The organism is Dolichospermum sp. DET69 (assembly GCA_017355425.1).
Taxonomy (GTDB): domain Bacteria; phylum Cyanobacteriota; class Cyanobacteriia; order Cyanobacteriales; family Nostocaceae; genus Dolichospermum.
The window spans coordinates 2,231,752-2,244,519 of the sequence record CP070233.1 but is presented as its reverse complement, the minus strand read 5'-3'; the positions used below and the strand labels follow the sequence as shown (position 1 = coordinate 2,244,519).

Sequence of the window (12,768 nt, the reverse complement as noted above, 5' to 3'; positions counted from 1 at the left end):
CGACAGATACTCATGTACTATAGAATACCAAATATATAAGAAATAGTTATCATAATTTGCACTGGATCAAAATATGAAATGATGAAAGTAGTGTGTAGCATATTGGCTGAAAAAATTGACTGTTTCATCTCTAACAAAAGCCACGCGGGGCGAGTCTACAGAAGAACTCGTTTTAACCGACTCAGAAACTCTTGATGAGGTTATTCAGTGTTTAGTAGAAAATTTTTCGATTGAAACGCAAGGAGCCTGTGACCAACAAACTTTATTCGAGATTCTGGTTAAAGCAGCCAGCACTGGAGACAGTATTGAAAACACAGCTAAATTGTTAAAAAATATTCCGACAGCTAATGATATTAGATATCATCTCAATAAAATTAACAATTTTGAGGAATTAGAAGCGCAAATAAATCAAGCATTAAAAAGTCGAATTCCTTTAGGATTAAAAAAAGGGTGTTTGAAAATAGCGATTGATTTAAATTTAATTTGTTATTATGGTCAACCAACATCGTCAGAATTACCCTACATATATCGAAGTGAAGCTAAATCTGGTACTAATTCATTTTATGCCTATGCCACTTTATATGTTATTAGTAATAATAAGCGTGTAACTCTAGCAATAAGAGGTGTTCGCCAATTAGATACTAGTGTGGCTTTAATTACTTATTTATTAGCAGAACTTGAATCCCTAAAAATAAATGTAAAAAAACTCTATTTGGATAGGGGATTTTTTAATACTCCTGTAATTAGATGGTTACAGGCATTAGATATTCCCTTTCTTATGCCTGCTATCAAGACTGGAAAAAAAGGAGGAATCAAACAATTCCTCAAGGGTAAAAAAAGTTATAAAACTACCTATACTATTACAAGAGACAAAGATGATTTTGTCACATTTGATTTATGGATCGTCTGTAAATATAGAAAGGGAAAGCATAAAAAGCATGGGGTTCAATACTTTGTTTATGTTGCTTATAAGGTCAAAACAAATTTAAATTATATCTATCAAGATTATCGAAAAAGATTTGGCATTGAAACCAGTTATCGTCTGAAAAATATTTGTCGAATTAAGACGAATAACAAAAATCCAGTCTTGAGATTACTATTCATTGGAATATCCTTTCTTCTAATTAACATCTGGGTGAATCTACTATGGCTCAAAATCAGTCGTAAAAGGAAAGGTAGTAGATTAATTTATCGCACACTTTTTACACTCAAACAGATGTTAGCCTTTTTATCTCAAGCCCTACAGAAGAAATATCAAGTCGTTGAAAGCATTTATATTCCATCCGGTTAGCGTCAAGAAATTATTAACCAGCTAATCATAAGTAATTATTATCTATACTATGTCTGCTGATTAGAGTATCGGGAATAAAAAAGTATTTTATACTACACAGTATTTGGCGATCTCCCTTCAGGAAAAAACTTTTTGGTTTACTGAGTATATTAATAAGATACATGATTATTTTTATGACGAATATATTTATATATACACAAGCTCGTTTAGATCAAGAATTTCTATAGGTATTGATATTGATATTATTGATTTTTTAAAATACCTTCTGTATGAAGAACAATGCAAAATCAAACATCTTCGCGGTATGATAGGAACACTAAATAGTTTGATGAGGTATAGATAGGTTATATCCTTAAATCCTAACCCACCGCAAAATCAGTAAACTGTCTCATATAAAGTGGCTTAAAACCTAAAACAATATCCGTTTTTGGTACTCCCAAATCTACCAACTCACTAGCTACCCCTTCCTTTGTAAAATCTCTCTGAATCCAAATTTTTCCATCTCTAATATCTACATGAATAATTGTCCCATAAGCCCTTTCATTATTTTCCCATCCTACATGAACTACTAAATAACTATTTCTTTCACAATCAAAAATTAACTCCTTTTCTGTTCCGTTGGAAGCATGATTTTCTGTATGTCTTGCTAATACAGTTTTTACCAATTCAGGATAATTCATTCCTTCCATAAAACCCACATTCCGCACCCTGGGGTGTCACATAGTATTATCACTTGATTTTCTCTTGATTTTTGGATATAAATTATGCCTTGTCGGCATCATGTATCCGTTAATTCATTGAGATTCGGTATATAATACATCCTCATTTCATCATAAAAAACAGTAAAAACCGATTGTGACAGTTGAGGGTGCGGAAGATAGGATAAAACAATCTCCTGTCTGAATCAGGATTTCCAGGATTTAAGGATGTACAGGATGAAGAGAAAACTCATCTTTAAAACCCAAAATATTAACAGATAAATATTCATACAAAATCCTGTAAATCCTCTAATCCTGGGTATCCTGATTCAGACAATTAAGGATGTACAGGATGAAGAGAAAACTCATCTTTAAAATCGGAAATATCCCCAGATAAATATTCATACAAAATCCTGTAAATCTTCTAATCCTGAGCATCCTGATTCAGACAAAAAAGATTTGTAATCTAAACAAACCAATTCTCATTCTATCCTCTCTCTGCGCTCTCTGCGCCTCTGCGCCTCTGCGCCTCTGCGAGAGAAAAAAAAGGGATAAGCAAAACGCCTATCCCTCAAAAAATCAACTAAAAGATCAACTATTCAGACATCCAAGAATTGATATACTCAACTTGATCTGCGGTCAAAGTATCAATGAAAATGCCCATAGCTTGTAACTTCAAGCGAGCAATTTCTTGATCAACCTCAACAGGAATAGAGTGCAAACCAGCAGCTAAATTACCCTTATTCTTCACCAGGTATTCAACAGCCAAAGCTTGGTTAGCAAAACTCATATCCATAACTGCGCTGGGGTGTCCTTCAGCAGCAGCCAAATTAATCAAACGTCCTTGTCCGAGAACAACAACGGACTTACCATTTCTCAACTTATACTCTTGGGTGAAAGGACGGACATCCTTGATTTCCTTAGCATTAGCAGCCAAGTATTTCAAATCAAGTTCCAAATCAAAGTGACCAGAGTTACAAACAATTGCCCCGTCTCTCATTACATCGAAGTGTTCACCCCGAACGACGTGCTTGTTACCAGTCACAGTGATAAAGATATCACCTTGGGATGCAGCTTCCGCCATTGGCAGGACACGGAAACCATCCATGACGGCTTCAATAGCCTTGATGGGGTCAATTTCGGTAACGATGACATTTGCACCCATACCACGAGCGCGGAGGGCTGTACCCTTACCACACCAGCCGTAACCGACTACTACAATACTCTTACCAGCTAACAAAATATTTGTAGCGCGGATAATGCCATCTAAGGTAGATTGACCAGTACCATAGCGGTTATCAAAGAAATGCTTGGTGTCTGCGTCATTAACGTTAACTGCGGGGAAGGTAAGAACGCCTTCATTAAACATGGCGCGTAAACGCACAATGCCAGTTGTAGTTTCTTCGGTGCTACCAATCAAATCAGCAATTTGATGTTTACGGTGTTGAACTAATTCTGCTACCACGTCGCTACCGTCATCAACAATGATGTTGGGGCGATGATCTAAAGCGATTTGCACGTGGCGGTTATAAGTGGCCGCATCTTCGCCTTTTTGAGCAAATACAGAAATTTCATGATCAGCTACAAGACTCGCAGCTACGTCATCTTGAGTTGATAAAGGGTTACTAGCAATTAAAACCGCATCAGCACCACCGGCTTTGAGGGCGATCGCTAAATGTGCAGTTTCTGTGGTCACGTGGGCGCAAGCTGAAATGCGTAATCCAGCAAAGGGCTTTTCTTTCTCAAAGCGATCGCAGATTTGCTTCAATACGGGCATTTCCCGTCCAGCCCATTCAATACGTTGTCTTCCCAAGGGAGCGAGTCCGAGGTCTTTAACCTCGTGCTTTAATCTGGGAGTAGTTGCAGTCATGAAAATTATCCTCTAAAAAATGAAACAGGTTTATAAACCTTTACGTACTTTAACAATATTTTTTGACAACTAGCCATATTTTCTCGTAAATACCTGTTTGCATAGTTCATAGTTATTTCAACTAGCTTCACCTTTGATATAAGCAAGAACAATACCCTATATGGCTTTTGGCTTTTTCATCATTCTCTGGTAAGAATATAGCAACACCACAGGGAATAGGTAATTGGTGATGGGTAATTGAGGAAAGGGAATAGAAAATAAAAATTTATTCTCCCCCTGCCCCCTTGCTTCTTCCCCCCTATTCCCTCATTGACACAAGGAGGTGTTTTAGTGATACTTCGATTTTTAGCAGTAGCAGGGACAATGGTAATTACCATTGGTTCTGCCAGCAAAGCCACAGCCCAGTTTTCTCCTTTACCTTTCCTGCCAACTCCTAGTAGTTTGACCAATAAGGTAGATGATAAAATGGTGACTGGCTGGATTTCTTTAGATGGTCGTCCTTTATTTCCCATCACCGCTACAAAAACCAATTTTCCCGAACGGTTTCAAAATATTCAACAGAACTTACAGGAAATTACCCACAACTATTTACAGACATCTGCAATAGAAGTTAAAATCCAGACCCGTATAGTCAAAAGATTACCGACCATTTATGTTAATGACCAGTACCTGATGACCATCACCTATGAAGATACTGGACAGGAAAACCCGTTAACATTAGCAAATCAAATTAGTGATGGGTTGCAAAAACAGCTACAACAAGCCAAGCAAGAACGACAAACTCGGTTTTTAGTTCAGCAAGGTGAAATAGCTGCCGTCGGCACACTGGCAATGATCATCATCAGTTGGGGTGTCAGACGTTGGCAAAAGCGTTTAAGCAAAAATATAGCTGATGCTATTCCGTCCACTGTCACAGATGCTCAACCAATTACCAAATTATTAAATCAACAACAACAGCAGCATCTTCAAGAAGTCAAAACCAGACTATTTCAAATAGCCCAAGCAGGGATTTGGGGCAGCGGTAGTTTAATTATTTTAGGACTATTTCCCTACACACGAGCCTGGCAAATTGGGATTATTACCATTGCCCAAATTCCCATCAAGTTAACGATTGTAGCTGTGGGAACTTATGTCGCTGTGCGGTTTACCTATGCCTTAATAGATCATTTCACCTCAACAATAGTTAGTGGTGGTGCTTTATTCACCCCAGAAACATCCGAACGCTTGCAGTTGAGAATATCCACATTTTCCGGCGTAACCAAAAGTATCACTACCATTATTTTTGTAGGTGCAGGTAGTTTACTGGCTTTGATATCTTTGGGTATAGATATCGTTCCCCTGTTAGCTGGTGCTGGTTTAGTCGGTGTAGCTATATCCCTCGCTTCCCAAAACTTAATCAAAGACGCAATTAACGGCTTTCTGATTATTTTTGAAGACCAATATGCCCTCGGTGATATGATTACCGTCGGCACTGTAGGCGGTTTGGTGGAAAAGTTGAATCTGCGAATGACTCAAGTTCGAGATTCGGAAGGACGCTTAATTACCATTCCCAATAGTGAAGTCAAGATTGTTGCTAATCTTTCCAGTCGTTGGTCACGCGCTGATTTAAGTATTCCCGTTTCTTATCAAGCGAACATAGATGAGGCTTTGGAGATAATTAAAGATGTGGGTTTGGAGATGAGTCAAGATCCCGAATGGCAACATCAAATTCTCGAAAAACCTAATGTTTTGGGAGTAGAACATTTTAGCGATCGCGGTTTGATGATTCGCGTTTGGATTAAAACCCAGCCTCTCAAGCAATGGGCTGTAGCGCGAGAATATCGTCGGCGGCTGAAAATCACCTTAGACGCAGCCGGAATTTATATTCCTGTACCCCAACAAGCGAATTGGATTAATGAAGTGCAGTTATTAAATTCTCAGTCCGAGTTTTCCACAAGTGCAACATCAGACACTTAAATTCTCAAGTTTCTTTAATTACATTACCCTTTTTCCCCGTTAGGAAAGAAAATCGTAGAGGCGTTTGATATAGCGTCTTTGCGCTTTTGTATTTTTATCTATAAAGTAGCTTCTCTTCCCAGAGGCAATTTTTGATAATCCCCTTGTCATATTAGTAAATTTGTACTATACTATCAAAATAGTCTTCAAAACTGAAAAGACTTCTGGAACACGGATTTTAAGGGCTATTTCTATGATGAAGCATTATATTCTCAATCTTAACCCCACCGCCAAGCATGAATGGGATCGTTGTATTATCCGTGATCCTCTTACCGCAAAACGTCCAGATATAGCTAAATTAATTTCCGAAGCCGTAGGAGCAGAAACAGGTAGTTATTTAGTCAGTGTAAATATTGAAGTCACAGTATTACAAGAAGCATCCACACCATCACCAGAACAACTTTCTCTACCGTTTCCAGAAGCATCTGTACCCACCCAACTGCGCGAAGCAGCATAATAGTAGATTGGGTTGACGCTTATGTTACCCAACTCCATCAATTTCGATAATTAACAAAAAAGCCCAGGCAGATTTTACCTCTAATAATAGCACAAAAAGTCAAGGGGATTTATCAATCCTGTAAAAACGTATTTCCGTTAACTTATTGATAGTATTCTCAATAAATATGAGAATATAGGCTACTTATTCTCAATAAACATCAACTTCCTCAATTTTGTAGAAATTTCCATTTAAAAAACTTATAGGATCACTCGGTAACGATAAGTTCCTTCCTCTCGTTTTCTCTCGTTCCCAGTCTCTGACTGGGAACGAGGTTAATTATGCTAAGTGCATAAAAATCATTTTGAGCAACTCAGCACGAGTAAAAGGTTTAGTTAGATATCCAGAAGCACCGACAAATCTAGCTTTCACCTTATCTATAATCCCCTTATTGCTAGTTACAAAAATAATGGGAATAGTTTTAAACAGGGAATTATTGCGGATAATGCGACATAGTTCATAACCATCAATTCCTGCCATATTTAAATCCAGTAAAATCAGATCAGGTTTATGTCGAATAATTGACATTACTGCTTTCACAGGTTCATTAATAGTCACCAAAGTAAAATTCTCATCTTCTAAATAACGGCTGATTTCCTTGAGAATTGTGGGACTATCATCTACAGAAATAATTTTGTAAGTCTTTTGTGTAGTTTTGGTATTTACTTTGACTTTTTGAGAATCGGCATCTATGTTATTATCAACAGCTAAGAGTGAAAAATCCTCTGGAGGTAACTCAGCAATATCTGGTACTAATTGCTGAACTGCTACATTATGCTGAGAAATAATTGGAGTTTCTGTAGAAGTATCTTTACTTCGTTCTACATCCAGAACCAATAATTTACCTCTAATTAATTCTGTGCTATCTTCAGAAAATAGCAATGAACTGCCACAGGTTTTTGGCAATTTATCAAATGGAGGATCTGGCTCATGTAATACTATCGAACCCTTGACAATATAGGGGTATAAACTTAGTGCTAATTGCAATTCATCCTGATTCATAATAATCGCTAGATGACGCAAGCTAAAACCCTTCATCCAATTGGTGATATTATCTTTTAGGGGTGGTAATCTTTTATCCTGAAATTTGCTACTAACTAATAAATAGGGACGCTGATAGGGAGAAGATATATATCTACCAAGATACCGCCAATTTTGTAACTGATTTTGACATTTTTCCATAATATCAGTAACATCTAATTTACAAATTATGGGGAAATTTTCCAGTGGGTCTGTTAGTTCATAAGTGCCTGTCTTGATGAGGATAAATGATTCAATTACCTCTTTAACTAATTCTTGAATAAGTAATGTTGCTTGCTCAGGAAGAAGATGTTGTTCTGTGACAAGCCAATTAATCGCTTCATATTCTGGAAATTGGTTTGGTAAATGATGGTTATCTTCATGCTCAAACACTAAGCGCATTTGTACACGCACTTCATTATCTACAAGAGGAATTTGTTGATGGAGACGACGCATCTGTCGTTCTAATCTATCAAAGGGTTCTACTGAATGAGTTGCATAGATAATTTTTCCTTGTTTTATATATATCAACCAAGATACAGAGTTGCTATATGCTTGTAAACAGGTAGTTTCATAACAATTGCCTAATTGTCTTAATAAACCTGGGGGAGATAATTTGGTAAAAGTGCCAGTATTTTTCATATTTTTACAATTTTTTTTGGCGGATACATCAACATAGTATTGGAAAAGATTAAATATCAGGCTGCAATTTGATATCATCGAGAAATATGGTCATGATCACAAGTTATTAAATTATGAATATCAATGAAAAACAGCTTCTGAAAATTCTCCTGGACTTTGAATGTAACAGTTTTTGTAGTTTTTTATCTTGATTTTTTACCCGTTGTTTGGATACAAATCTCCGTCCTGTCATATTTTATAGCTATTTCATCTTGATAAACTATATAGTGATACTATTGAGTATGCTGAGATTTTTTTGGTGATTTAAATTCATCAATTTTCAGACTAATCTTCCTCCTTTTTCTGGATTTAACAATAATGAATTTATTTACCTAAAGACAGAGGAAATCCCACATAAAAGCTTTAAAAATTTATGGAGGTAAATGTATATATTGATTATTGCATCAGATTGCAACTCAACAGACTGGAGAATCTAGGTAAAAAACTAGGCCTTCACGCTGTTTGACTCGATGACTCCTAATTTAGTAACTCCTGACTTCTCTCATTTTAACTTTGGCAAAGTTCAATTATGGCAGACACTTGACAATATAGCGGTATGCACTTAGATGAGATACAGTCATCGAATTACAAACCCTGTAGGGGTGAGGTTTCCCCGCCCTCGATTGTATTTCATCCGACGGAGAACCGCTATAAGTAAGATTAAATATCCTCATAAATTACCAGTGACTAAGTAGTGATGAGGAGTAGGAGAGACATTTGGTGAATTTACCCCAAATCCATATCTTTACGGAAAAACTCAAGTATCTCCCGCAAAATACCATAATTTTAGTCATACTAACGCCAGAAACTATATACTTTAGAGTAAAAGGAAAATAAAACTTTGAATTATAACATAACACAAGAAGTTATGATTGATACATTTAATCTTGACGAAGTTGTAGAATTTGCTGAAAATCCCGAACCACGTTGTCCATGCGTGCTATTGCTAGATACCTCTGGCTCAATGCAAGGGGAACGAATCGAAGCTTTAAATCAAGGTTTGCTAAGTTTAAAGGATGAACTAGTCAAAAATTCCCTAGCATCCAGAAGGGTAGAGGTGGCAATTATTACATTTGATAGTAATGTCAATGTCGTGCAGGACTTTATCACTGCCGATCAATTTAACCCTCCCATTCTCACAGCCCAGGGTTTAACAATTATGGGTTCGGCAATTCATAAAGCATTAGATATTATTCAAGAGCGCAAATCCCAATATCGCACTAATGGGATTGCTTACTACCGTCCTTGGGTGTTCATGATTACTGATGGTGAACCCCAAGGTGAAACTGATTCAACATTGGTACAAGCTTCCCAAAGACTGCAAGCAGATGAGTCTAATAAGCGCGTAGCTTTCTTTACTGTGGGCGTAGAAAATGCGAATATGAGCCAATTAAGTCAAATCGCTGTGCGTAGTCCCCTGAAATTAAAAGGATTGAACTTTATTGAGATGTTTGTTTGGCTGTCTGCCAGTATGTCAGCCGTATCTCATTCTCAGCTAGATGAACAGGTAGCACTACCACCAATTGGTTGGGGATCTGTTTAATGAAAATTACAGCTTGTTGTTTAAACTGAACTAGCTGTGGAAAAAAAATTATATGAATACATCAAAACAGATTTCTCAATGGCGGATAGTAGCTGCATCTGTATGCGGAACTAGTCACTCCAAAAACCAGCAACTTTGTCAGGATGCTCACCATTGGCAGCTATTGGCAAATAATGTGTTGGTGATAGCAGCAGCAGATGGTGCTGGTTCTGCTAAACTAGGAAAGGTGGGATCAATGATTGCGGTAGAAACGGCAATAGAACATCTTTCTCGCCAAGAGATTACCAGTGATACCCTTGCTAATGATGATGTTTTGCGTTATTTGCTAACTGATACCATGTTAGTAGCCCGCAATGCCATAGAAACTGAGGCGGATGTTTGTCATCATCAACCTCAAGATTTAGCAACTACCTTAATTCTCATGATTGCTACACCAGAAATTGTCGCGGTAGCGCAAATTGGTGATGGTTTGGCCGTAGCTAGGAATAGTATGGGCAACCTGATAGCGTTAACCATCCCTAGTAATGGTGAATATATCAATGAAACGACCTTTTTAACATCTGTTAATGCTGTGGAGACAGCACAAATTAAAATATTGCGGGAAGAGATTGTGAATGTTGGTGTTTTGACTGATGGTTTGCAGATGTTAGCTTTGAATATGATTGTTGGTGAACCTCACAAACCTTTCTTTTTCCCATTATTTGAGTTTGTTGCCAATGCTGAAGATAGAATATTAGCAAAAGAACATTTAATCAGGTTTTTAAGCTCTGAGAAGATTACCCAGCGGACTGATGATGATTTGACCCTAATTTTAGCTGCGTTTATCAACTCATAAGTTTTATTAATTAGGGATTAAAAACAGCGTGGTGTTAGCTATCTTCTGAATTTTCTAAGCTTTTGACTGATTCCAATCACTTCACATCACCTTAATTCTGCCATGCAGGTACTACGTCGTCTTCCCAACCCGGAAATTCTTAACCTCTCTGTCAGTGTAGGACATGGTGGTGAAGCTTGTATATATGCAGTGCCATCGGATCATAATTTAGTAGCGAAAATCTATCACAAACCAACTATCTCTTATGCCCAAAAACTGCGGGCGATGCTTGCTAATCCCCCAGTTAATCCGACGGACAATTTAGGGCATATTGCCATTGCTTGGCCGCAGGAGTTGTTGCAGGCGGCAGATGGTAGCGATACGATTGTTGGGTTTGTGATGCCCAGAATTCGGGGAATGCGACCAATTATGGATTTTTATAATCCAGGGATTCGCCGACAAAATTGCCCATTGTTTAATTATCAGTATTTATTGCGGACTGCCCGTAACCTGGCGGCGGCTTTTGCGGCTTTGCACGCCAGCCATTACTGTATTGGTGATGTGAATGAGTCAAATATCTTGGTTAGTGATACGGCTTTGGTGACGTTGGTAGATACAGACTCCTTCCAAGTGACCGAACCATTAGAGAATGTTGTTTATCGTTGTTCTGTGGGTAAGCCTGAATATACGCCTCCAGAATTACAGAATAAAACTTTTGCTGACTATGACCGGGAAATTTCTCATGATTTGTTTGGGTTGGCGGTACTGATTTTCCAATTATTAATGGAAGGAACGCACCCGTTTTCTGGGATATTTCAAGGTGGGATGGAACCTCCGACTTATCAGGGGCGGATACTTTCTGGTCATTTTACCTATAGTCAAAAGAAACAGGTTCCCTATTTGCCAACTCCTATTTCTCCGCGTTGGGATCTGCTTCATCCCAGTTTGCAGGATTTATTTGTGCGTTGTTTTGAAGAAGGTCATGACAATCCCAGATTACGCCCTAATGCTCAAAATTGGTTGTCGGCATTAACTGCGGTGGAGCAGAGTTTGGAGACTTGTCCGGCTAATCCCCAGCATCTTTATCATAATCATTTGGATAAATGTCCTTGGTGTGAACGGACTAGACGATTAGGTGGGAGAGATCCGTTTCCCTCAGTATCGGCGATCGCTTCTAAACAACATCTGCAACCACGGGAAAAACCTAAATCTAAACGTCGCTATATTCCTACTCCACGGATTACCCAGCCATTCAGAGCAAAGTCTCCGGTATATCATTGGCAACCAACTTCTAACCAGCGGGTTTATCCTGTTCCCTCTCGTCAAAAATTAAACCCGAAGGTATATGGTGTGATTTTTGGTGTGGTGGGATTGGGTATTTTGGGCTATTTAGATGTAATGATTAAATTCACCCGTCCTTTTGTTTCCCAAAATCCTTACACTCAACAAAGTTTGATGCCTCGTTCCGCTAATCAAGCTCCTAATCTGACAAATCTTTCTTTTTCGGATTACTATCAGCGCGGTGATACTGCTTATCAACAGCAAGACTATCAACAAGCAGTTGTCAATTTTACTGAGGCTCTTAAAAAGAATCCCCAATCTGCTAAAGGTTATATAAATTTGGGTAATTCCCAATACAATTTGAATGATTATGAAGGCGCATTAGCTAATTATAATAAAGCTTTAAAACTAAACTCCCAAGAAGTTAAAGCTTATATAAATCGCGGTAATGCTTATTATATGATGGCTGACTATAGTAATGATCCTAATAAAGAATATAAACAAGCGATCGCTGATTTTAATACTGCTATTAATATAGATGAAAATGATGCGGAAGCTTATATCCGAAGGGGTATTGTCCGATTTGAAATTAACAAATACATCAATAATTCTTTTCAGGAATACCAAAAATCAATTGCCGATTTTACTAAAGCAATTAAACTCAATGCTTCTAAAGTAGATGCTTACTTTCAACGGGGTTTAGTTCGTTATCAAATGGCTCAATATAGCAATAATTATGCGGCAGAATATAAACAAGCGATCGCTGATTTTACAGAAGCATTAAAAATCAATCCCCGATTGGCTAAAATTTATCTGAAACGTGGTATGGCTTACTATGAACTAGCACAATATGGAGCAGGCATATCTGATAAAAACCATGTGCGAGCAGTTTCAGATTTAGAAGCAGCCGCTAAAGTTTCTCAAGAGGAAAATGATATGGATAATTATCAACAGTCTCTCAGTAGCATTTGTATTGTAGTCGCTAATAAATGTGACAGTTTATTGTCTAACCCAATTATAACTGGAAAAAAGTAATTGATACATTGGGGGTAAAGAGTCAGTAGGGGCGTATAGCAATA

9 protein-coding genes are annotated in these 12,768 nt (G+C 37.7%); 6 read left to right on the top strand and 3 right to left on the bottom strand.

The genetic code is table 11. The features are described from left to right. Positions 1-115 precede the first annotated feature (115 nt). The gene (locus tag EZY12_10360; GenBank protein ID QSX69935.1) at positions 116-1,291 is read left to right on the top strand and encodes an ISH3 family transposase; all 1,176 of its coding nucleotides are present in this window, start codon (positions 116-118) and stop codon (positions 1,289-1,291) included. A 359-nt stretch (positions 1,292-1,650) separates the two neighbouring features. Here EZY12_10360 and EZY12_10355 read toward each other — a convergent pair whose 3' ends face one another. Together EZY12_10355 and EZY12_10350 are read right to left on the bottom strand one after the other, a co-directional pair. Beyond that, entirely contained in the window at positions 1,651-1,980 is a 330-nt protein-coding gene (locus tag EZY12_10355) for a XisI protein (GenBank protein QSX69934.1), read from the bottom strand. 604 nt (positions 1,981-2,584) lie between these two features. Continuing rightward, positions 2,585-3,859 (bottom strand): adenosylhomocysteinase, encoded by a 1,275-nt coding sequence (locus tag EZY12_10350; GenBank protein QSX69933.1) that lies wholly within the window; start codon positions 3,857-3,859, stop codon positions 2,585-2,587. A 330-nt stretch (positions 3,860-4,189) separates the two neighbouring features. On the opposite strand from EZY12_10350, the gene EZY12_10345 reads away from it, so the two are divergent. Next, on the top strand, positions 4,190-5,815 hold the full coding sequence (locus tag EZY12_10345) for a mechanosensitive ion channel family protein (GenBank protein QSX69932.1): 1,626 nt from the start codon (positions 4,190-4,192) through the stop codon (positions 5,813-5,815). 232 nt (positions 5,816-6,047) lie between these two features. Continuing rightward, the gene (locus EZY12_10340; protein ID QSX69931.1) at positions 6,048-6,311 is read left to right on the top strand and encodes a hypothetical protein; all 264 of its coding nucleotides are present in this window, start codon (positions 6,048-6,050) and stop codon (positions 6,309-6,311) included. 318 nt (positions 6,312-6,629) lie between these two features. Here the strand turns inward: EZY12_10340 and EZY12_10335 are convergent, their stop codons facing one another. Beyond that, positions 6,630-8,012: a response regulator gene (locus EZY12_10335; protein QSX69930.1), complete on the bottom strand. Its 1,383-nt coding sequence runs from the start codon at positions 8,010-8,012 to the stop codon at positions 6,630-6,632. A gap of 907 nt (positions 8,013-8,919) precedes the next feature. Between EZY12_10335 and EZY12_10330 the strand changes: the two genes are divergently transcribed. The 3 genes from EZY12_10330 to EZY12_10320 all read left to right on the top strand — a co-directional run bounded on the left by EZY12_10330 (position 8,920) and on the right by EZY12_10320 (position 12,724). Continuing rightward, complete coding sequence (locus tag EZY12_10330; GenBank protein ID QSX70618.1) at positions 8,920-9,594, top strand: VWA domain-containing protein; 675 nt, start codon at positions 8,920-8,922, stop codon at positions 9,592-9,594. Between the two features lie 52 nt (positions 9,595-9,646). Then, a complete protein-coding gene (locus tag EZY12_10325; GenBank protein QSX69929.1) occupies positions 9,647-10,429 on the top strand; it encodes a protein phosphatase 2C domain-containing protein in 783 nt (260 codons plus the stop codon). Between the two features lie 102 nt (positions 10,430-10,531). Next, positions 10,532-12,724 (top strand): tetratricopeptide repeat protein, encoded by a 2,193-nt coding sequence (locus EZY12_10320; GenBank protein ID QSX69928.1) that lies wholly within the window; start codon positions 10,532-10,534, stop codon positions 12,722-12,724. Positions 12,725-12,768 lie beyond the last annotated feature (44 nt).